The 20,510-nt window shown below is 73.5% G+C and carries 16 protein-coding genes and 1 pseudogene; 11 read left to right on the top strand and 6 right to left on the bottom strand.

The window, feature by feature from the left end; all coding sequences use genetic code 11:
• Positions 1 to 262 precede the first annotated feature (262 nt).
• Both OVA02_RS01025 and OVA02_RS01020 read right to left on the bottom strand, forming a co-directional pair.
• On the bottom strand, positions 263 to 1,819 hold the full coding sequence (locus OVA02_RS01025; protein ID WP_267659034.1) for an MFS transporter: 1,557 nt from the start codon (positions 1,817 to 1,819) through the stop codon (positions 263 to 265).
• Positions 1,820 to 1,835: 16 nt separating this feature from the next.
• Positions 1,836 to 3,053 (bottom strand): MFS transporter, encoded by a 1,218-nt coding sequence (locus OVA02_RS01020; protein WP_267659033.1) that lies wholly within the window; start codon positions 3,051 to 3,053, stop codon positions 1,836 to 1,838.
• A gap of 46 nt (positions 3,054 to 3,099) precedes the next feature.
• Between OVA02_RS01020 and OVA02_RS01015 the strand changes: the two genes are divergently transcribed.
• The 4 genes from OVA02_RS01015 (at position 3,100) to OVA02_RS01000 (ending at position 5,912) form a co-directional block, all read left to right on the top strand.
• Positions 3,100 to 3,684, top strand: coding sequence for a sugar O-acetyltransferase (locus tag OVA02_RS01015; RefSeq protein WP_192122827.1), 585 nt, complete (start codon positions 3,100 to 3,102; stop codon positions 3,682 to 3,684).
• A gap of 2 nt (positions 3,685 to 3,686) precedes the next feature.
• Entirely contained in the window at positions 3,687 to 4,241 is a 555-nt protein-coding gene (locus OVA02_RS01010; RefSeq protein ID WP_056044717.1) for a TetR/AcrR family transcriptional regulator, read from the top strand.
• Between the two features lie 167 nt (positions 4,242 to 4,408).
• Positions 4,409 to 4,867: a hypothetical protein gene (locus OVA02_RS01005; protein WP_267659032.1), complete on the top strand. Its 459-nt coding sequence runs from the start codon at positions 4,409 to 4,411 to the stop codon at positions 4,865 to 4,867.
• 85 nt (positions 4,868 to 4,952) lie between these two features.
• A complete protein-coding gene (locus OVA02_RS01000; protein ID WP_267659031.1) occupies positions 4,953 to 5,912 on the top strand; it encodes an AraC family transcriptional regulator in 960 nt (319 codons plus the stop codon).
• Positions 5,913 to 6,286: 374 nt separating this feature from the next.
• Here the strand turns inward: OVA02_RS01000 and OVA02_RS00995 are convergent, their stop codons facing one another.
• A complete protein-coding gene (locus OVA02_RS00995; protein ID WP_267659030.1) occupies positions 6,287 to 7,552 on the bottom strand; it encodes a polysaccharide pyruvyl transferase family protein in 1,266 nt (421 codons plus the stop codon).
• A gap of 189 nt (positions 7,553 to 7,741) precedes the next feature.
• On the opposite strand from OVA02_RS00995, the gene OVA02_RS00990 reads away from it, so the two are divergent.
• Positions 7,742 to 10,006 carry a glycosyltransferase gene (locus OVA02_RS00990; protein ID WP_267659029.1) on the top strand — a complete coding sequence of 755 codons (2,265 nt, stop codon included), beginning with the start codon at positions 7,742 to 7,744 and terminating at the stop codon, positions 10,004 to 10,006.
• On the top strand, positions 10,003 to 11,535 hold the full coding sequence (locus tag OVA02_RS00985; protein ID WP_267659028.1) for a nucleotide disphospho-sugar-binding domain-containing protein: 1,533 nt from the start codon (positions 10,003 to 10,005) through the stop codon (positions 11,533 to 11,535). The genes OVA02_RS00990 and OVA02_RS00985 overlap by 4 nt, the downstream gene beginning before the upstream one ends.
• Positions 11,536 to 11,673: 138 nt before the next feature.
• On the opposite strand, the gene OVA02_RS00980 is transcribed toward OVA02_RS00985, so the two are convergent.
• Complete coding sequence (locus tag OVA02_RS00980) at positions 11,674 to 12,471, bottom strand: SDR family NAD(P)-dependent oxidoreductase (RefSeq protein WP_267659027.1); 798 nt, start codon at positions 12,469 to 12,471, stop codon at positions 11,674 to 11,676.
• A 78-nt stretch (positions 12,472 to 12,549) separates the two neighbouring features.
• On the opposite strand from OVA02_RS00980, the gene OVA02_RS00975 reads away from it, so the two are divergent.
• Positions 12,550 to 13,158 (top strand): TetR/AcrR family transcriptional regulator, encoded by a 609-nt coding sequence (locus tag OVA02_RS00975; protein WP_056044705.1) that lies wholly within the window; start codon positions 12,550 to 12,552, stop codon positions 13,156 to 13,158.
• A gap of 86 nt (positions 13,159 to 13,244) precedes the next feature.
• Here OVA02_RS00975 and OVA02_RS00970 read toward each other — a convergent pair whose 3' ends face one another.
• Complete coding sequence (locus OVA02_RS00970) at positions 13,245 to 13,511, bottom strand: hypothetical protein (protein ID WP_267659026.1); 267 nt, start codon at positions 13,509 to 13,511, stop codon at positions 13,245 to 13,247.
• A 559-nt stretch (positions 13,512 to 14,070) separates the two neighbouring features.
• Positions 14,071 to 15,333 carry an ROK family protein gene (locus tag OVA02_RS00965; protein ID WP_123570964.1) on the bottom strand — a complete coding sequence of 421 codons (1,263 nt, stop codon included), beginning with the start codon at positions 15,331 to 15,333 and terminating at the stop codon, positions 14,071 to 14,073.
• A gap of 161 nt (positions 15,334 to 15,494) precedes the next feature.
• Between OVA02_RS00965 and OVA02_RS00960 the strand changes: the two are divergent.
• The 4 genes and pseudogenes from OVA02_RS00960 to OVA02_RS00945 all read left to right on the top strand — a co-directional run.
• Positions 15,495 to 16,481 (top strand): annotated as a pseudogene (locus OVA02_RS00960) (ABC transporter substrate-binding protein); the annotation flags it as partial.
• Between the two features lie 372 nt (positions 16,482 to 16,853).
• Complete coding sequence (locus OVA02_RS00955) at positions 16,854 to 17,792, top strand: carbohydrate ABC transporter permease (RefSeq protein WP_082460176.1); 939 nt, start codon at positions 16,854 to 16,856, stop codon at positions 17,790 to 17,792.
• Positions 17,792 to 18,718 carry a carbohydrate ABC transporter permease gene (locus OVA02_RS00950; protein ID WP_267659025.1) on the top strand — a complete coding sequence of 309 codons (927 nt, stop codon included), beginning with the start codon at positions 17,792 to 17,794 and terminating at the stop codon, positions 18,716 to 18,718. Before OVA02_RS00955 ends, OVA02_RS00950 begins: the two co-directional genes overlap by 1 nt.
• A gap of 75 nt (positions 18,719 to 18,793) precedes the next feature.
• Positions 18,794 to 20,485, top strand: a complete 1,692-nt coding sequence (locus OVA02_RS00945; protein ID WP_123570962.1) for a glycoside hydrolase family 13 protein — start codon at positions 18,794 to 18,796, stop codon at positions 20,483 to 20,485.
• Positions 20,486 to 20,510: the final 25 nt, after the last annotated feature.

Below are 20,510 nucleotides of genomic sequence, written 5' to 3'. Positions count from 1 at the left end.
GCGCTGACAGGTCCGACCCCGGCCCCTACGTCCCCGCCGCGTCCCGGCCACGTCCCCGCCCGACCAGTTCGCACCACCGACGTGTCGTCGAACCACCCTCGTGCGTGGCTCGACGACGCATCGGTGGTGCGACCTCACTCGGCCCGGGGCATCGTCCGCCCTCCGCTGGAACCGTGCCGCCGCCCCTCGAGCCCGAACCACTCGGCCTGCCCTGACCGATCGCGCCGCGTCGCCGTCGCACCGCCGACCCGGGCTCGCACCGTCATCGGCGTGTGCCCCGAGGCCGCACCACGCTCGCGTCGTCGAACCACCTCGGAACACGGTTCGACGACGCGACGGTGGTGCGACCCGACCCGACCCGACCCGACCCGACCCGACCCGATCCGGCACGGACCGGATCAGCTGCCGCGCGGTGCCGCCCCCGGGCCCGACGTCCCTCGAGCACCCCGGCGAGCAGCACCACGGCCACGCCCACCACGGGCACGAGCAGCAGTCCGTACCGCAGCCCGGCCGAGTCCGCGACGAACCCGACGACGGGCGGCGACGCCAGGAACCCCAGTCGCAGCAGCCAGCTCACCAGCGTCAGCCCCGTGCCGGCCCGGAACCCGGGCAGGTTGTCCGCCGCGTGCATCGCCGCCGGGATCAGGGTCGCGACGCCGAACCCCGCCGCCGCGAAGCCGAGGATCGTGCCGATCACCGACGGGAACGCCAGGGCGATGCCCATGCCCACCGCGACGAAGACGCCCCCGGCCCGGGCGACGGCCTTCTGGCCGAAGCGGTCCACCATGCCGTCGCCCAGCAGTCGTCCGACGAACTGGGCCCCCTGCAGCGAGACGAACCCGAGGGCGGCGACGGTCACGCCGGCCCCGAGCGAGCCCAGGTAGAGCGCGGCCCACGTGCTGCCGGCGTCCTCGACGACGGCGCCCGACGACGCGATGACGACGAGGGCCAGCAGCACGCCCCACTTCGCGACGAACCCGGGCGAGACGCGGCGACGGTCACGAGCCGAGGAGGTGCGGGTCGCGTCGTCGTCGGAGCCCGCCCCGGTCGCCGAGCCGGCCCGCGCCTCCTGCGCTCCGCCGTCGGGGGCGTCCGTCGCCACGGGTGCGGCCGCCGCCCCGGCACCCGCGGTCACGTCGTCGCCGGGCAGGACCGCCGCGTCGGCCGTCTCGGACGGACCCTCGGACGGGCCCCCGGCCGCGCCCTCGGCCGGTTCGGGCCCGGCGAGCAGCAGCGGGTAGGCGACGAGCGCCACGACGGCGAAGATCAGCGCCGAGGCCCCGAGGTGCCAGACGATCGGGATGCCGAGTCCCGCCGCCGCCCCGCCCATCAGCCCGCCGAGGACGGCCCCGATGCTCCACACGGCGTGGAACGAGTTGAGGATCGACCGGCGGTAGCGGTACTGCACGCGCAGTCCGTGCGAGTTCTGCGAGACGTCCACGATGGCGTCGAGGGCACCGGCGAGCAGGAAGCCCGCGGCGAGCAGCCCACCGACCGGGGCGATGCCGGCCAGCAGGACGGCGACCCCGGTGACGACCGTGCCGACCACGGCCACCCGTGACGACCGGAGGCGGCGGATCAGCCATCCGGCACCGAGCCCCGCGACGAGCGCGCCGACGGGCATCGCCGCGACCGCCAGGCCGAAGTCGGCGTTGGACAGCTCGAGGCCGTCCTTGATGGCGGGGTAGCGCGGGAGGAGGTTCGCGATCAGGGCGCCGTTGGTGAAGAAGAGCAGGGCGACGCCGAGTCGGGCGCGGCGGTCCTCGCGCGTCGGCACGGTGCGGGCCGGCGCCGCGGGAGAGGTCGTCGGTGACGTCATGGTGTACGAACGTACACTAAGGCCGGGCGGCCGCGGACCGCTCGCGGGGACGCGCCGCCGAGGTGATCAGCGAGGCGCCCGCGACCACCACCAGCACGACGATCATCGCGCTGCGCAGGCCCACGTGCTCGCCGACGAAGCCGAGCAGCGGCGGCCCGACGAGGAACGCCACGTAGGCCATCGTCGCGACGGCTCCGACCGCCGTCGTCGGGTCGTCGCCGTCGGCCGCGGCCGAGACGGTCACCGGGAAGCCCAGGGCAGCGCCCAGTCCCCACAGCACGACGGCGACGCCCGCGACGACGACCGAGTCCGAGAAGACGACGAGGGCGATCCCGACCGCCGAGACCAGTGTGCTGGAGCGCAGCACGGTGGCGTGCCCGAAGCGGGCGAGCAGCGGTTCGCCGAGGAAGCGGCCGACCGTCATCGCTGCCGCGAACGCCGTGAAGACGACCGTGCCGGCGGTCGCCGAGACCCCGTGCCCGTCGACGAAGAGCAGCGGCAGCCAGTCGTTGGCCGACCCCTCGGCCAGGGCGAGCGCGAGCACGATCAGGCCGAGCAGCACGAGCCGGCGGTCGCGCCAGACCGCGAGCGACCCGGCGAGCCGGGCCCGCACCCCGGAGGCGCGCTCGGCCCGCTCGTCGGAGCGTCCGGTCGAGCGCGGCACGATCGGTACCGCCCAGGCCAGTGCGGCGCCACCCGCGAGCGCGACCCCGAGCAGGTGCCACTGGACGGGGACGTGCGTCGCCGTCAGCAGGATGCCGAGGCCGGCCCCCGCGACCGTGCCGAGGCTGAAGCAGCCGTGCAGCACGGGCAGCACCGACCGGCCGGAGGCGGTCTCGATGGCGGCGCCCTCGATGTTGACGGCGATCTCGGCCAGGCCGACCCCTGCCCCGACCAGGGCGAGGCCGACGAAGACGCCGGGGGTGATCGAGAGCGAGGCGGCCACGCCGACCAGGGCCACGCCGGCGACCAACGAGCTGCCTCCGATGGCCACGGCGCGATGGGCTCCGTGCCGCCGGACGATCGGGGCGGACGACAGGATGCCGCCCATCGACCCGACGGACAGGCCGAAGATGACGAGGCCCATCTCGCCCGTCGACGCCTGCAGCAGGTCGCGGATGGCCGGGGTCCGCACGACCCACGAGGCGAGCGAGACGCCGACGACCGCCATGAAGACGAACACCGCCGCCCGGCGTCGGGCGAGCTCGGGGCTGAACGGCGGTCGGTTGGTCATGGGTCCAGTGTGTACGTTCGTACGCTCGTCGTCTAGGGTGTCGTGCATGACCACCACCGACCACTTCGCCGGCGACCCGCGCACGAACCACGAGCGGATGCTCGCGGGCGACCTCTACATCGCGGACGACCCCGAGATCGCGGCCCAGCAGCAGCGGGCGATCACCTTGCAGGCGCGCTTCGCCGCGGTCTTCGCCGACGACGTCGACGCCGCGCAGGCAGTCGCGCGCGAGCTGTTCGGCAGCATGCACGAGACGGCCCACGTCCGGCCGCCCGTGTACGTCGACTACGGCAGCTCGATCACCATCGGGGCCGGCACGTTCGTCAACTACGGCCTGACCGCGCTCGACGTGGCCCCGATCACGATCGGGGCCGACTGCCAGATCGGCCCGAACGTCCAGCTGCTGACCCCGACGCACCCGGTCGAGCCGCAGCCCCGTCGCGACAAGCTCGAGGCCGCGAAGCCGATCACGATCGGCGACAACGTCTGGCTCGGCGGCGGCGTGATCGTGCTGCCCGGGGTGACGATCGGCGAGAACAGCGTGATCGGCGCCGGGGCGGTGGTGACGAAGGACGTCCCGGCGAACGTGGTCGCGGTCGGCAATCCGGCCCGCGTGCTGAGGAGCATCTAGTCGTGGGCGCCGTTCGCCGTACCGAGCCCGACCGTCGTGACCGCCTCATCGACGTGGCGCTCGACGTCGTGGCCGAGGTCGGCGTCGCCGGCGCCTCGCACCGCAAGATCGCGGCGCGCGCCGACGTGCCCCTCGGCTCGATGACGTACCACTTCGACGGCATGGACGAGCTGCTGTACGAGGCGTTCTCGCGCTTCGCCGAGACGATCATCGTGCGGTTCGAGAGCCGGCTCGGTGCCGCGACCACTCGCGACGATGCCAAGGAGGCGGTGGTCGCGTTGGTCCACGACGACCTGACCGGCCCTGCCGCGGTCCGCGACCAGGTGCTCAGCTACGAGCTCTACACGCTGGCCGCGCGGGAGCCGAGGTTCCGCGAGATCACCCGCGAGTGGATGCGCCGCAGCCGGGTCGAGCTCGAGCGCCACTTCGACCCGGACACCGCCCGCCAGGTCGACGCCCTGATCGAGGGGCTCTCGATCCACCGTGCCCTCGACCCGTCCCCGCCGAGTCGTGCGCTGACCCGCGAGGCCGTGGACCGCATCACGCGCGCCTCCTGACCGTCGCCGGCCGCGCCTCCTGCGGTTCCGCTCGACATGGCCACAAACCGAACTGTGGTCGCCCCCGGATGCGACTCACAGTAGCTAGGCGCTCTAATGGGACCGGTGCAGAAGATGCACGGCGGTGAGAAGGTACGCACCGGATCGGGACGAGAGTCGAGAAACCAGTGGACGCAGAGAGCGACATGTCGCGCCGCGCCCCCGAGGTCGACGCTCCCGGCGCCTCCGACGCGGCGTTCGGCGACTTCAACGTCGCCAGCGACTTCGGCGAGATCGGCGACGCGACCCGCACGGCGGCGGCCGACCTCTTCTTCGGCGACTTCGCGCCCCCGCTCGACCCCGACCTGGTCTTCGAGTGCTCGGCGTCCATGAACGGCGAACACGGTGCGGTGGCCCTCTACGAGGACCGCGTCATCGTCGAGAGCCCCGACGAGCCCGACGGCGAGGCCGTGTTCTCGACCGAGACGGTGCGGGCCTGGTGGCTGGTCGAGGGCGAGACGTTCTTCGCGCTGGTCGTCGAGGCCGACGTGCTGCACCGCACGCGGCTGCCGACGGGCTTCAAGGCCGTGCTCAAGGCGGCGTTCACGAAGGCCTTCGGCCCGGCGACGAGCCCGACCGGCGCGTGAGCCCCACGCACCTCCGCCCCCGCTTCGGGGCTTCCGCCCGGTCAGGGCGTTCTTTCAGGAGCCCGGTCATGGCAGGATCACTGTGATGGAACCCGAACAGACCCTGCCCCCGGTGCGTTCCGAGATGGGCGGCCGCGACATGGACCAGGCGCGCGCCCTGTTCGAGGACACCTACAACGGCGCCGGGTTCCGCACCGACACCCGGCAGGAGACGTTCGCCTACCGCTACACGACGGCGGGCGACGAGGACATGACCCTGCGGTCGGCGATGTTCCTCGGGGACATCCGCGGGGCCATCCAGCCCGAGCGCGAGTACGTCGTCGCCTGGATCACCGCGGGCGAGGGCCGGGTCGACGTGGGCGCCGAAGAGGCCGCGTTCGAGATCGGCCGCCCGCTGATGTTCCCGACCGGCAAGGCCTTCGAGTTCGAGGTGCGCGAGTACCGCCAGAACCTGGTGCACTTCGACGCCGCCTACCTCGAGCGCATGGCCGCCGAGCACGAAGGGGCTCTCGCCGGACCGTTGCAGTTCGACCACACGGCCGTGCCCGACCTGGCGAACCTGCGTCGCTGGCAGGCCACCATCACCAACGCCGCGAAGACCATCCTCGGCGGCGAGTCGACCGAGCTGCTGCGCTCCGAGCTCAAGCGCGAGTCGGCGTTCGCCCTGCTCGACACGTTCTCGCACCGGTCGATCGACCTGCCGCCCGCCCTGCTCGTGCCGCGCAACGCCCGGCTGCGCGAGGCGGTCGAGTACCTGCACACGCACTCGCACCTGCCGGTCAACATGACCCAGCTGGCCGAGTCCGTGCACCTGACGCCGCGAGGGCTGCAGCAGGCCTTCAGCCGACAGCTCGGCGTGACGCCCACCGAGTACCTGCGCACCATCCGCCTCGACCACGTACGGGCCGAGCTGATCGAGCTCGCCCCGGGCGAGGCCACCGTCGGCGCCGTCGCCCAGCGCTGGGGCTTCACCCACCTGAGCCGCTTCACGGCGTCGTACGTCGGACGCTTCGGCGAGTACCCCAGCGCGACGCTGCAGCGCTGAGCCCGCGCCGTCAGCCGCGCCGGCGCGAGCAGGCCGCGCCGCGCCTCCTCGAGTGGGCACGCCGCCACGATGTAAACAGTCCGCCACGTCTTTGTGTGGCGGACTGTTTACTTCATGGCGGGATGGGGTGTGGCGCGACCAGCCCGCCAGCCACCACGCCAGGAGGTGGTCACCGCGCCACGGGAAAACCTGGCGCCGTGACCACGTCCTGGCGCCTTGACCACCTCCTGGCGCGGTGCCCGTCACCCGGCGGCGTGCGCGCGACGCGGGGCAGCCCCCTGGAGGCGCGGGTCGCCACCCGACGCGGGTCGCGCCCGACGGCGCGCGGGTCGCGGACCGCGGGTCGCGCCCGATGGTGCGCGAGGCGGGTCGCGTCAGCCGCGCAGCGCGGCGGCGACCCGGTCCCACCAGGCGGCCGACGCCGCGCGGGTCCCGTCGAGGCGGTCGGCCCACGCCGAGCGAACCGCATCGCGCCCGGCCCAGGCCGCCAGCGCGACCACGTCGGCCTCGCCCGCGAGCAGCTGCGCGGCCGAGACGACGCTCGTCTGCCCGAAGTTGCCGAGCGCCCCGGTCAGCTTGATCGTCGTGTAGTCGTCGACCGCGAGCCCGACCGTCGGCACGCCGCCCGCGACGGCGAACACGGCCGGGTGGTAGCGGCTCGTCAGGTGGAGGGCCGCCCCGCGGGCGAAGCGGGCCGCCGCGGGAGAGTCTGTCGTCGGTTCGACCCGCGCCGGCACGGTCAGCTGGTCGAGCACGGCCCGGTGCAGCAGCGAGTCGCCGCGCTCCTCGGTCGGGACGAGCGAGCCCCAGTGCGCGAGGAACACGACCTCGAGCCCCGCCTCACCGGCCACCCGGTCGAGCAGTCGGGCGACGGCCGTGGCGAAGGCTCCCCGGTCGGCGTCGCCCACGTGCGCGGACAGGCTGACGGCGAGGTACGGCGCCGCCGCACCCGCCACGGACGCCGCGCCCGCCGCACCCGCTGCACCTGCCGCGCCCGCCGCACCCCCGGCAGGAGGCGCGGCCTCGAACCCGAGGAAGCTCGCGTCGTCCACCGTCCCCACGGTCGTCGTCGGGTCGACGCCGAGCGACCGCACGAGCTCGAGAGACGCGCCCTCGCGCAGGCCCACGAGTGCGGCGGCGTCGAGCAGCTCGGTGACGAGCTCGCGGTCCTCGCCCTCGAGCACCGGCCCGATGGTCTGCCCGCTGACGACCAGCGGCTTGTCGAAGCGTCGGGCGATGAGCCCGAGCGTGTTCCGCTCGTAGACGTGCATCGGCCAGAGCGAGGCCATGTTGCCGCCGCCGGCGACGAGCACGCCGTCGGCCTCGCGGACGGCCTCGACCACCTGCCAGGCCGGGTCGTCCTGCGGGAGGTGACCCGCGCCTCCGTCGATCGCCGACAGCACGCGGGCGCGTCGCTCGCGCTGGCCGAGCCGGCCGCCGGTCGTCGCGGGGTGGAAGCCGATCGCGGGCACGGCGTCGATGCCGTACCGCTCGGCGGTCTCGGCCGGGTTCGACGAGACGGCGGTGATCGTGGCACCGCGGGCGCGCAGCTGCACGGTCGCCTCGTGGAACATCGCCTCGTCGCCGATGTGGACCATGCCGTCGAGCACGCCGACGTCTCCGATGGTGACGATTCGCACGGGTGGGACCTCTCGCTGCGGGACTCGGCAGCGGGATCGATGCCGCCCACGACGGTACCGGACCCCCGCGGCGCCGAGCGCACCGGCCCGCCACCGGGCGGCCACCGGGCGGCGATAGGCTCCACCAGGTCCCGGGCTCCCCGGGCCGGGCACCGCACCACCACCCCGCCGCACCCGAGAGGCACCGCCATGGGCATCCAGACCTCGCTCGACGCGATCCACGAGGCCGACCGCCTGGTCGACTCGATGCGCCTCGCCGACGACCTCGCGCTCGACGCCGCGCGCACCGGCGGGGCCCGGACGATCCGCGTGCTGCGCGGCGCGCTCGGCAGCCCCGACCAGCTCGTCGCCATCGCGGCGACGAACGCCCTCGCGCAGGTCTTCGACGAGCAGGCCGACGTCGTGCTGAGCGATCTGCTGTCGAGCGACCGCACCTTCCTCCGCGAGCACGCCGCGTCGGCGCTCAGCCAGCGGCTGCCCCGCTACGACACGGTCGGTCGGCTGATCGGGCTCGTCGTCGCCGGGGGCTTCACCGGCATGGTCGCCCAGCGCACGCTCGAGCAGTGGTCGTCGGCCGCCCCCGCCGTGGTCGGCGTCGCCCTCGAGGGCGCCCTGATCGGCGTGCACGAGCCCGACGCCCGGTACCGCCTGGTCGAGACGCTGGGCCTCGTGCGCGCCCGCATCACCTCCCGCCCGCTGCTGACGATCGCCCGCGACCGGGGCGAGGACGAGCACGTCCGCGTCGCCGCCGTCTCGGCCCTCGGCCAGCGTCGTGGCGACCAGGCGGTCGCCGCCGTCGTCCACGAGCTCGCCCGCCACGACGGCTACCTCGGCGACGTCGCGCGCCTGTCCGCGATCGACCTCTCCGCCCCGGACGAGGTGCCCGACGGCCACCGGGTGCACGACCGCGGAGTCGAGGACGGACCAGACGGCGACCACCCCGCCGGGCGCGACGGCCTCACCATCGCGCAGCTCTTCCTGCACGCCGACATCGACGCCGGCCTCACCCACGCCGGCAGCGGCGACAACGGCGGCATCGCGACGCTGCTCGTGCGGCTCGGCGACGCACTCGCCGCGGGCGACGTGCTCCCCGCCGGAGCCGTGCTCCCCGCAGGAGGCGCGGTGCCGGCCCTCGGCGACCGTCGCGTCGAGCGGGTGGTCACCCTCTCGCGCGGGTCGGCGGACGCGGCGGTCGAGAGCGTCCACGACCTGGCGACCCGCGCCTCCGGACACGTCTACGGACGCGTGCCGCTGCTCAGCGACCCCGTCTCGTCGGCGACCGCGTGGCCGCTGCGGGTGGCGGCCCGGCGCGGCATCCGGCGGGTGCTGCGCGCCGCGGGCGGCGTCGACCTGCTGCACCTGCGGATGGCCGACGTGGGCAGCCTCGCGGCGGCCGACGTCGCGCGCGAGCTCGACATCCCCGTCGTCTTCACGGTCGCGCCGGACCCGCACGCCGTCATCCAGTCGCTCGACCTGTCGGGCGCGCTGACCCGCGAGACCTTCGGCGACGTCGACGAGGTCGAGCACTTCTGGTTCCGCACCCGGCTCGTCCAGCAGCTCGCGTCGAACGCGTCGCACACCGTGCTGTTCCCCCGGCCCGAGCTCGAGCGGGACATGCGCGAGCTCGTCGGCATCGACGTCACCTCGCACCCCGAGCGCCACACGATCGTGCCCGAGGGCATCGACCTCGGCGTGGTCGACCGGTCGGTCGCCGAGGCCGCCGAACACGCCGCGGGCCTGCCCGCGACCCCGCCGCTCGCCGAGCTGGGCGCGCTGCTCGAGACCCTGCCGCCCGAACGTCGCGGCCTGCCGCTGCTGGTCAGCGTCGGACGACTGCACCGGGTCAAGGGCATGGCGACGATCGTCGAGGCCTGGGCCGACGGACCCCTGCGGGACCGCGCGAACCTCCTCCTGATCGGCGGCGACCTCGAGCACCCGAGCGCCGACGAGCGCGAACAGCTCGACCTGATCGACGCGATCGTCCCCGCGAACCGGCACCGAGCCTCCGGACTCCTGTTGCCCGGCCACCGGCCGAACGACACGGTCGCCCGGTGGGTCGCCGCGGCCCGCTTCGGCCTGCCCGGGCTCGCGGCGCCCCGCGGCGTCTACGTCTGCGGCAGCCTGAAAGAAGAGTTCGGCATCGCCCTGCTCGAGGCGATGGGCTCCGGTCTGCTCGTCGTCGCGCCGCAGGGCGGCGGGCCCTCGACCTACGTGCGTCAGGGCGACACCGGCTGGCTCACCCGTACCTGGGACGTCGACGCCCTGCGCCTCGCCATGGGCGAGGCGCTCACCGCAGCCTCGGTCGAGACGACGGAGGCGCGCGCGGCCCGGTCACGCGACACCGTCGAGCGGTCCTTCACGATCCAGGCCATGGCGCGGTCGCTGTCGGGCGTCTACGACACGGTGCACCACGACGAGCTCGAACAGCGCGAGTGGAGCGTGAGCGCACGATGACCCTGCTCGTCGTCAGCCCCGACTACGCGTCGCACCTGCTGCCGCTCGCGACCCTGGCCACCGAGTGGCGCGACCGGGGCGAGCGCGTCGTCGTCGCGACCGGCCCGGCCACCGCGGCCATCGTCGAGTCGTTCGGCTTCGAGCGCGTGCACCTGCAGCTTGGGCGCGGCTCGAACCCCGGGGTGATCCGTGCCGAGGAACAGGTGGCCGAGGAGGACGCGTCGCTGCGCGGCTTCTTCGACGCCACCCGGCTCGGCATGGTCGAGACGCTCTCGTACCAGGCGCGCGAACGCCTCACCGACCTCATGTGGCAACCGGTCGCCACGGCCCGGGCCGTGCTCGACGTGGTCGCCGCCGTCCGGCCCGACCAGATCGTCGTGGACCACCTCGCGTTCAGCGCCCGGCTCGCGCTCGTGGCCGGCGGCGTGCCGTTCGCCGACGTCGTGTTGGGGCACCCGACCGCGCTGCCCGTGGGCGACGAGGTCTACGGCTGCCCGCCCGAGTGGCCCGCGGCGTTCGGCGGTGCCGGCGCTGGTGCCGACCCGGCGCTGGCCGGAGGCCGCACCACCGTCGAGTCGTCGAACCACCCCGGAACGTGGTTCGACGACGCGAGCGTGGTGCGAGCTGCCGGAGATGCGTCGGTGGCGCGGGCCGACGCCGGCGCCGCGCCCGAGGGCGTCGCCGGGCTGCGCGAGTTGTGCGAGCGGGTCGACGCCTCGTTCACCGCCGAGTGGAACGCCGCGCTGGCCGAGCTCGCTCCGCACCTGCCGCCGTCGACGAGCGCCTTCGGCGAGCACGGCGACCTGCTGCTCTACAACTACCCGGGCGAGCTGGCCGACCCCGAGCGCGAGGCCCTGCTGCCCCCGCACGTCTGGCTCGGATCCGCCGTGCGTGCCGAGCCGGTGGACGCCGAGGTCGCCGCCTGGCTGGCCGGCGGCGCCGACCCCGACCCCACGCCCGACCTCGACCCCACGTCCGAGCCCGACCTCGACCCCACGTCCGACCCCGACCCCGCGCCCGCGCCGTTCGTCTACGTCAGCTTCGGCAGCTTCCTCTCGGTGCGGTCGGACGTGCTCGGGCGCGTGGCCGAGGCCCTGCGTCGGGTCGGGGTGCGGGCCGCGATCGCGCTCGGCTCGGGCGACCGGGCCGACCTCGGCGAGGTGCCGAGCGACTGGCTCGTCCGCGAGTTCCTGCCGCAGGTGACGCTGCTCGACGCGGCGACCGCGGCCGTCACGCACGGCGGCAACAACAGCGTGACCGAGGCGATGACCGCGGGCGTGCCCGTCGTCGTCCTGCCGTTCTCGACCGACCAGTTCGCCGGGGCCGCCGCCCTCGAGCGCACCGGGGTGGGCGTGGCGCTCGCCCCGAACACGGCGACGGTCGACGAACTGGCGGAGGCGCTGCGGCACGTGCTCGACCTGCCGACGCGCGACCCCGGTGCGGCCGGGCGCCTGGCCGGGCTGGCGGCGTCCCTGCGCGAGACGCCCGGACGGGCACGAGCCCACGCGGCGCTGACCGGGCGCGGCTGACCGAGCCGTCCCGGGCCTCCTCGGCTCGCCCCGCCTCTCGAGCTGTCACGACGTGCCGCTCGCCTTCGCAGGCGAGCGGCACGTCGTGGCGTCTGGTCCGTCCGGCCGAGGGCCGACCGGCAGGAGGCGCGGGTCGGCCTACACCGTCCGGGTGTGGAGGATGCCGCCGTCGACGTCGAGCAGGGCCCCGTGCACGAAGGCCGCCTCGTCCGACGCCAGGTACCGCACCGCGTGGGCGATGTCGACGGGACGCACGGGTCGACCGGCCGGGGTGGCCGCGGTCAGGGTGTCGAGGACGGCCGCCGACCCGGCGTTGCCCGGAGTCGACGTCGCACCGGGTGCGACGCTGTTGACGCGGACGCCGCGGGGGCCGAACTCGGCCGCCCAGGTGCGGGTCATCTGCTCGACGGCGGCCTTCGACGCGGTGTACATGGCGCCGAACGGCACCCCGACCCGGGTCATCCACGAGCCGATGTTGACGATCGAGCCGTCTCCACGGTCGGCCATCGCCGGCGCGAGGGCACCGACGAGCACGTGCGGCGCCCGGACGTTCGTCGCCAGGATGGCGTCGAGGTCGGCGTCGTCGAGGGCGTCGGTCGGCATGGTCGGGTAGACGCCGGCGTTGTTGACCAGGATGTCGACGCGACCGCCGAGCACCTCGGTGGCCCGGGCGGCGAAGGCGCGGAGGTCGGCATACGGGCCGGCGAGGTCGGCGGGCACGGCGTGGGCCGAGCCGCCCCGGGTGGTGATCGCGTCGACCACCCGTCGGGCCCGGGCGTCGTCGCGGCCGCTGACGACGACGGTGGCACCGGAGGCGGCGAGCACGCGGGCGATCGCCTCGCCGATGCCGCTGGTCGAGCCGGTCACGAGGGCGGTGCGACCAGCCAGGCGGTCGTCGGTGGGCAGGGAGTCGAGGACTTCTTCATTGGACTGCATGGTCCATTGCTAGCACGGACTGGACCATCGAGTCCAGTGTTCGTGGACCGAATGGTCCAATCGACGTAGGATCTCTCCGTGGACGAGACGAAGATCACCGAGCGCGGGCGGCTCACCCGCCAGAGGATCATCGACGAGACCGGTCGGCAGATCCTCGCCGCGGGCATCGGCGGGACGACGCTCGACACGGTGCGGGCCGCGACGCTGACCAGCAAGAGCCAGCTGTTCCACTACTTCCCCGGCGGCAAGACCGAGCTGATCCACGAGGTCGCCCGGTGGGAGGGGCGCCAGCTGCTCGAGGCGCAGGAGCCCGAGATCCACGACCTCGGCACCTGGGAGTCGTGGGAGCGCTGGCGCGCCGCCCTGGTCGAGTACTACATCAGCCTCGGCCGCTGGGCGTGCCCGATCGGCACGCTCGCCGCCCAGGTCGCCGCCACGGACGCCGAGGTCGAGCGCAGCGTCAAGGCGAGCTGGGACGCCTGGCGCGAGCAGCTGGCGGCGGGCATCCGGCGGCTGCAGGCCTCGGGCTCGGTCGACGCCTCGGCCGATCCGGTGCGCGTCGCCACCGCGATCATCGCCGCGATCCAGGGGGGACTGCTGCTCAGCCAGTCGGAGCGGGCGGGCTGGCCGCTCGAGGCCGCACTCGACCACGCGCTCGGCCCGTTGCACACCGTCCGCCGCGACTGACGCGGGTCGTCCGCCGGACGTGCCCCGCGCCTCCTGCGCTGTCGCTCTCCGGCTCTGTCGCCCTTCGGCTCTGTCGCTCTCTAGCTCTAGGCGCCGAAGACGACCGCGCGCATCGCGTCCTCGCCGACCGCCGCGTCGCGGTACCGCTGCATCAGCGCGGCGTTGGCGTCGTACTGCGGCCCCTCGCGCACCTCGGCCTGGTGGTGCAGGGCGAAGACCATGCCCTCGTGCCGTCGCGGGGCCTCGCCGAGCAGGGTGGTGTGGGCGAGGTACCAGGCGGCGTCCTCGAAGCCCCAGCCCCGGAAGCGTTCGTCCTGCCCGCCGTGGCTGCGCCACGAGGAGGCGCGGGTCACGTAGACCCCCGAGAGGCCCCGCGCACGAGCTCGAAGTCGCACCGCTCGAGGGGGTGCCCGCGGCCGCCTGCGCGGTGCCGTCGCGTCCCAGCCAGTGGTACTCGGTGTAGGGCAGGTGCACCCGGCCGCTCGTGCGGGCCGCCTCGATCGCCGCGAGCAGGGGCTCGCGTTGCGGCAGGGTGTCGGCGTCGCCGATCACGGCGACCTCGTCGTCGGCCAGGCCGGCGACCCCCAGGTTGCGGCACTGGGCCAGGTTGAACACCGGGTCGGGGGAGTCGATCGTGCGGATCTCGGCCTCGGGCAGGGCGTCGGCGTACCAGTCGCGGACGACCTCGAACGCCGCGACGCGACTGGGTTGCGGACGCCAGGGGAGCACGACGGTGACCATCCCGCGAGCCTAGCGGCGTGCGCCGGGCCGCCCCGCGCCTCCCGCCCCGCCCCGCCGGCCAGGGGCCGCGAACCCCGTTTGCGAAGTCGAACCCCGTTCTGTCGGGGTTCGACTTCGTGAACGGGGTTCGAGGCCGGGTGCATCGCCGTCCGATCGCACGCCGAGCAGGCCTCAGGAGGCGCGGGTCGCGTCCGCCGCACCCGGCAGCGTCAGCTCGAGTGCGTGGCCGCGCACGTGCGCCAGGGCCCGCTCGACGGCGCCCGTGGTCACGACCGCGTCGCCCAACGTCGAGGCGACGACCTCGGGCGCGGCCCGGTGCGTGAACCGGCTGAGCCACGGTGTCGTCCGGTCGAGCAGCAGTCCGAGGGAGGGCGCCACGGCCCCGGCGACGACGATGCGGTCGACGTCGAGCATGCCGCTGAGCATGGCGCAGACGCGTCCGAACCGTTCGGCGGCCTTCTCGACCAGGCGCAGGGCGGTCGGGTCGCCGGCGTCCGCCGCGGCCAGCACGGCGGGGGCCTCGAGCTCGTCGAGCGGGATCGCCCGCAGCGGCGACGAGGCCGGCACGGTGCCGAGCTCGCGCGCGGCCCGGGCCCAGTCGCGCAGCAGGGCTCCGAGGCCGTCGGCCGATCCGACGCCCTCGACCAGGTCGAGGAGGCGCATCTCGCCCGCGGCACCGCGGCTGCCCCGCACGAGGGCTCCGTCGAGCACGAACCCAGCGCCGAACCGCTCGCCCGCCAGCAGGGTCACGAACGACGTGGCGGCGCCGGCACCACCACCGACCTCGCGGTCGGCACGGGATGCGGCCGCCGCCTCGGCCACGGCGGCCAGGTTGGCGTCGTTCTCGACGACGACGGCCCAGCCGCGCTCGGCGAAGAGCCCGGTGTAGTCGGGGTTCATCAGCACCCAGAAGTCGGCGCCGACCTCGATCGGCGACCGGCCCTCGGAGTCGGTCGGCGCGGGCACTCCGAGTGCCACGGCGAGCACGTCGGCGTCGCCCAGTGAGGCCTCGCCGAGGACGTCGTCGACCAGCCGTGAGACCGTCCGGCGGCGGTCGTCCGCCGTCCCGTCGGGGTCGATGCGCCGTGCGACGCGGGCCACGACGTCGCCGCGCAGGTCGGCCACGACGGCGGTCAGGTGGTGGCGTCCGGCGTCGACGCCGACGACGTGCCCGGCGGAACGGGCCAGGGCGTAGCGGCGCGCGGGGCGGCCCTTGCGGTACTCGCCGGTCGAGCGGGCGTCGGCGAGCGACACCATCCAGCCGTGGTCGATGAGGTCGTCGCAGACCCCGAGCACGGTGGACCGGGTGAGTCCGGTGAGGGCGATCAGGTCGCTCGCCGTGACCGCGTCCGCGGACCACGCGTGCCGCAGCACCTCGGCCGCGTTCATGCGGCGGAGCAGGCTCGGCGACGACACCCCGGTGCTCAGCGCCACCCGCGCCTCCTCGTGCTGTGGCCGGTGCCTCGCGACACGGCGGATCTTTTCGACGACGACCCATGGTGCCACGCCGCGAATTGATCTAGGGTCTAAATCTACACACCAGATCAACTCGGTCCCGACGCTGTCGTCGGGGTCGCGACCCGGGAGACGACGACGTGCCCACACCCCCACTGCCCTCCGGTGCCGGCCTCAGCCGACGCACCCTCCTCGGCGGGATCGGTGCCGCAGGGGCGGCGCTCCTCCTCGCCGGCTGCGCCCCGTCCGGCTCCGGCCGCGGGCGCACCGAGATCACCTTCTACGCGACCAAGCCCGAGGCGATCCCCTACTTCTCCGACCTCGTCTCGCGCTTCAACGAGTCGCAGTCGGCGGTCCGGGTGATCCACGACTCGACCTCGGGCATCTCGGCCGGCTTCGTCCGGGGCAACCCGCCCGACGTCGCGGCCTTCACGTACAACCTCGAGATGGCCCGCTTCATGGAGCGCGGGGCGCTGAGCGACCTGGGCGACCTGCCCGAGGCGCGCACGATCCGCCCCGAGGTGCAGGAGCTGGTCGACCAGTACGCGACGTACCCCGGCCGGACGAGCGTGCTGCCGTACTCGATCACCGCCGCGTCGGTGATCTACAACCAGCAGGTCTTCGCCGACCTGGGCGTCGAGGTGCCGACCACGTGGGACGAGTTCCTCGCGGCGTGCGACACCTTCACGGCGGCCGGCGTCACGCCGATCTACAGCACCTTCCGCGAACCGTGGACCGTCGCCCAGGGCCTGTTCGACTACACGACCGGCGGGTCGCTCGACGTCGCGGCCTTCTACGAGAAGATGAACGCCGAGGGCACGAGCGTCGGACAGGGCGGCTCGGTCTCGTTCGAGAAGGACTTCCGCGAACCCGTCGAGCGCATGGTGCAGCTCGGACGGCTGTCGAACGCCAACCGCAACAGCCGCGGGTACGGCGACGGCAACCTCGCCATGGCGCAGGGCGAGGCGGCGATGCTCATGCAGGGGCCGTGGGCACTCGGTGAGATCACCAAGGCGAACCCCGAGGCGAGGGTCGGCACGTTCCCCTTGCCGATGACCGACGACCCCGCCGACCGCAAGGTGCGGGTCAACCTCGACCTGGCCCTGTGGGTGCCCGAGCAGTCGCGCAAGCAGGACGCCGCCCGCGAGTTCCTGACCTACCTGATGCAGCCCGAGATCCAGGACGCCTACAAACCGCGACTTCCTGGCGTTCGGCACCACGAGGTCGGCCCCCGCCGTGACCGACGAGCGCATCGTCGGCATGCAGGGCTACTACGACGACGCGCGGTTCTACCAGGGGGCGTCCAAGGCGATCCCGCTGACGATCCCCGCCGAGAACTACGTGCAGGGCATCGTCACGGGCGCCAGCGTCGAGGGCACCCTGCGCACCATGGACGCCGACTGGCGCCGCCTGGCACTCCGCGCATGAGCGCGATCGACGGCGCGGGCCGCACCACGGCCCCGGCCACCCCGACCACCGCCCGAGTCGAAGGAGACCCGATGGCCACCACCACCCCCACGGCCGCGCGAGGCGCCCGCACCTCGTTGAGCGGCAGCACGACCGGCAACCCGCGGCGCCGCGGCAGGCGCGTCGACCCGGTCTTCTACTTCTTCCTCGTGCCGACGCTCGTCCTCTTCTCGCTGGCGATCACCCTGCCGGCCGTGATGGGCGTGTTCTACAGCTTCACGAACTCGATCGGCTTCGGCGAGTTCGACATGGTCGGCGTCACGAACTACCTCGCGATGGCGACCGACCCGGCGATCCTCGGCTCGTACGGCTTCACGATGGGCTTCGCACTGGTCACGGTGATCGCCGTCAACGTGATCGCCCTGCTGTTGGCGATCGGCCTGACCTCGCAGATCAAGGCGAAGACCGCGCTGCGGGCCGTCTTCGTGATCCCGATGGTCATCTCGGGCATCATCATCGCGTTCGTCTTCCAGTTCCTCTTCTCGAACTCGTTGCCGGCCCTCGGCGCCTCGCTCGGCATCCCCGGGCTGCAGGACAGCATCCTCGCGAACGCCGACACCGCCTGGATCGGCATCGTCGTCGTGACCGCATGGCAGGCGATCCCGAGCACGCTGCTGATCTACATCGCGGGCCTGCTCGCGATCCCCGGCGAGGTGTACGAGGCGAGCAGCCTCGACGGCGCCTCGGGCTGGAAGCAGCTGCGGTCGATCACGCTGCCGCTCGTGGCGGGCTACGTCCTGATCAACACGATCATCGGCTTCAAGAACTTCCTGAACTCGTACGACATCATCGTCGGTCTGACGAACGGCGGCCCCGGCACGTCGACCCGCAGCATCGCGATGACGATCTTCACGGGCTTCACCGGCGGCGACTACGCCTACCAGATGGCCAACGCGACCATCTTCTTCGTGATCGCCGTCGCGATCGCGCTCGTCCAACTCCGGATCACCCGCGGAAAGGCGGCCGTCTGATGGCGAACACCGCACTCGTCACCCCCGCCGCCTCGGCGGCCCCCACCCCAGGAGGCGCGGGTCGCGACGCCGACGCCGTCACCCGTCGTCGACGCGGTCGCGTCGGGCGGGAGCGCCCGAACCGCCTCGTCACCGTGCTGCTGGTGCTCGGCACGATCACCGTGCTGATCCCGATCTACGTCACCGTCACGATGTCGCTCAAGACGTCGGCGCAGGCCGTCGACGGCAACGCGTTCAGCCTGCCGGCACCGATCGACTTCTCGAACTTCGCGACCGCCTGGCAGCTGACCGACTTCCCGCGGGCGTTCGGCATCTCGACCCTCGTCACGGCCGCGACCGTCATCGGCACGGTCGTGCTCGCCTCGATGGCGTCGTACGCGATCTCGCGCAACTGGGACCGCAAGCTGTTCCGCTTCTCGTTCTTCTACCTGCTGGCCGCGATGTTCCTGCCGTTCCCGGTCGTCGCGCTGTCGCAGATCAAGTTGACCGGCATCGTCGGCCTCGACAACCCCGCCGGCGTCGCGCTGCTGCACGTCATGTTCCAGCTGTCGTTCTCGATCCTGCTGTTCACGGCGTTCCTGCGGTCGTTGCCCGAAGAGCTGGAGGAGAGCGCGCGGCTCGACGGCGCCACCACCTGGCAGGTCTTCTGGCGCCTGGTCTTCCCGCTGCTCGCCCCGATGAGCGCCACGGTCGGCATCTTCGCCTTCCTGGCCTCGTGGAACGACTTCGCGATGCCGTCGCTGATCACCGCCGACCCGTCGCTGCAGACCCTGCCCGTGCTGCAACAGATCTTCCAGACGCAGTTCAGCAACGACTACAACGTCGCCTTCGCCTCGTACCTCATGGCGATGGCCCCGGCAATCGTCGTCTACCTCTTCACCCAGCGCTGGGTGATGGCGGGCGTGACGCAGGGCGCGATCAAGTAGGCGTCCGTCGGGGGCGCGGCCCGCGCCTCCTGACCCCCAGGCAACCCACCACCCCCGAGAGGACCTCGCTCCACGATGACCGACACGCTCCGCACCGCACCCTCGACCGAGCTGCTGACCGACGACCCGACCTGGTGGCGCCAGGCGGCGGTCTACCAGATCTATCCCCGCAGCTTCGCCGACTCGAACGGCGACGGCATCGGCGACCTGCCCGGCATCACGGCGGCGGTGCCCTACCTGCAGCGGCTGGGCGTCGACGCGGTCTGGCTCAGTCCGTTCTATCCGTCGGCCCTCGCCGACGGCGGGTACGACGTCGACGACTACCGCGACGTCGACCCCAAGATCGGCACGCTCGCGCAGTTCGACGAGATGATCGACGCGCTGCACGCGGTCGGCATCCGGGTGATCGCCGACCTCGTGCCGAACCACTCGTCCGACCGGCACGTCTGGTTCCAGGAGGCGCTGGCCGCTCCCGCCGGATCGCCCGCCCGGGCGCGCTACATCTTCCGCGACGGTCTCGGCGAGACCGGCGAGCTGCCGCCCTCGGACTGGACGTCGATCTTCGGCGGCCCGGCCTGGACCCGCGTCGCCGACGGCCAGTGGTACCTGCACTCGTTCGCGAGCGAGCAGCCCGACTGGGACTGGGACAACCCGGAGGTGCGCGAGGACTTCCTGACCACGCTGCGGTTCTGGTCGGACCGCGGGGTCGACGGCTTCCGGGTCGACGTGGCGCACGGGCTGGCGAAGAGCCTGCCCGAGGTGCTGCCGTCCACGGCCGAGCTCGAGGCGCTGCCCAAGGCCGACGGCGACCACCCGCTGTGGGACCGCGACGAGGTGCACGAGATCTACGCCACGTGGCGTGAGGTCTTCGACGAGTACGACCCGCCGCGCATCGCCGTGGCCGAGGCCTGGGTCGAGCCGTCGCGCCGTGCCCGCTACGCCAGCGCCGAGGGCCTGGGCCAGGCGTTCAACTTCGACCTGCTCGAGGCCGACTTCGACGCCACGCAGTTCCACGACATCATCACGTACAACCTCGACGCCGCCGAGGCCTCGGGCTCGTCGACGACCTGGGTGTTCTCGAACCACGACGTCGTCCGTCACGCGACCCGGTACGGCCTGCCCGCCCTCGACGGTCGCGACGTCAAGCAGGGCGCCGAGTGGCTGCTCTCGGGCGGCACCTCGCCCGAGGTCGACGTCGAGACCGGCCTGCGTCGGGCCCGTGCCGCGTCGCTGTTCATGCTCGGCCTGCCCGGTTCCGCCTACGTCTACCAGGGTGAGGAACTCGGGCTGCCCGAGGTCGCCGACATCCCCGCCGACGAGCGCCAGGACCCGTCCTTCTTCCGCAATCCCGGCGTCGACATCGGTCGGGACGGCTGCCGCGTGCCGCTGCCCTGGACCCGGTCGGGGCCGTCGTTCGGCTTCGGCGCGGGCGAGGCGCACCTGCCGCAGCCCTCGTGGTTCGGCGAGTACTCGGTCGAGGCCGAGGAAGCCGACGCGACGTCGACGCTCGCGCTCTACCGGGCGGCCCTCGCGGCGCGGCGCGACCTGCAGACCGACGAGACGCTCGACTGGCTGCCCGTCGACGGCCGCGACGACGTGTTGCACCTCGTCCGCCCCGGCGGATGGCACGTGGTGTGCGTGTTCGGCACCGAGCCCGTCGACCTGGCAGCGCTCGGGCTGGGCTCGGGCGAGGTGCTCGTCGCGAGCGGGCCGCTGACGGATGCCGGGCAGCTGCCGGGCGAGACGGCGGCCTGGCTGCGCGGCTGACGGCGGCCTGGCTGAGCGGCTGACG

Source organism: Frigoribacterium sp. SL97 (assembly GCF_026625765.1).
GTDB lineage: Bacteria > Actinomycetota > Actinomycetes > Actinomycetales > Microbacteriaceae > Frigoribacterium.
The sequence above is the reverse complement of the archived record's forward strand: the minus strand, read 5'-3'. Positions and strand labels throughout refer to the sequence as shown.

Coding starts and splice junctions, on each gene's coding strand:
- OVA02_RS01015 (WP_192122827.1), top strand. CDS start 3,100: ATGACCACCACCGACCACTTCGCCGGCGACCCGCGCACGAACCACGAG.
- OVA02_RS01025 (WP_267659034.1), bottom strand. CDS start 1,819: ATGACGTCACCGACGACCTCTCCCGCGGCGCCGGCCCGCACCGTGCCG.
- OVA02_RS00950 (WP_267659025.1), top strand. CDS start 17,792: ATGGCGAACACCGCACTCGTCACCCCCGCCGCCTCGGCGGCCCCCACC.
- OVA02_RS00990 (WP_267659029.1), top strand. CDS start 7,742: ATGGGCATCCAGACCTCGCTCGACGCGATCCACGAGGCCGACCGCCTG.
- OVA02_RS01020 (WP_267659033.1), bottom strand. CDS start 3,053: ATGACCAACCGACCGCCGTTCAGCCCCGAGCTCGCCCGACGCCGGGCG.
- OVA02_RS00955 (WP_082460176.1), top strand. CDS start 16,854: ATGGCCACCACCACCCCCACGGCCGCGCGAGGCGCCCGCACCTCGTTG.
- OVA02_RS00980 (WP_267659027.1), bottom strand. CDS start 12,471: ATGCAGTCCAATGAAGAAGTCCTCGACTCCCTGCCCACCGACGACCGC.
- OVA02_RS00985 (WP_267659028.1), top strand. CDS start 10,003: ATGACCCTGCTCGTCGTCAGCCCCGACTACGCGTCGCACCTGCTGCCG.
- OVA02_RS01000 (WP_267659031.1), top strand. CDS start 4,953: ATGGAACCCGAACAGACCCTGCCCCCGGTGCGTTCCGAGATGGGCGGC.
- OVA02_RS00945 (WP_123570962.1), top strand. CDS start 18,794: ATGACCGACACGCTCCGCACCGCACCCTCGACCGAGCTGCTGACCGAC.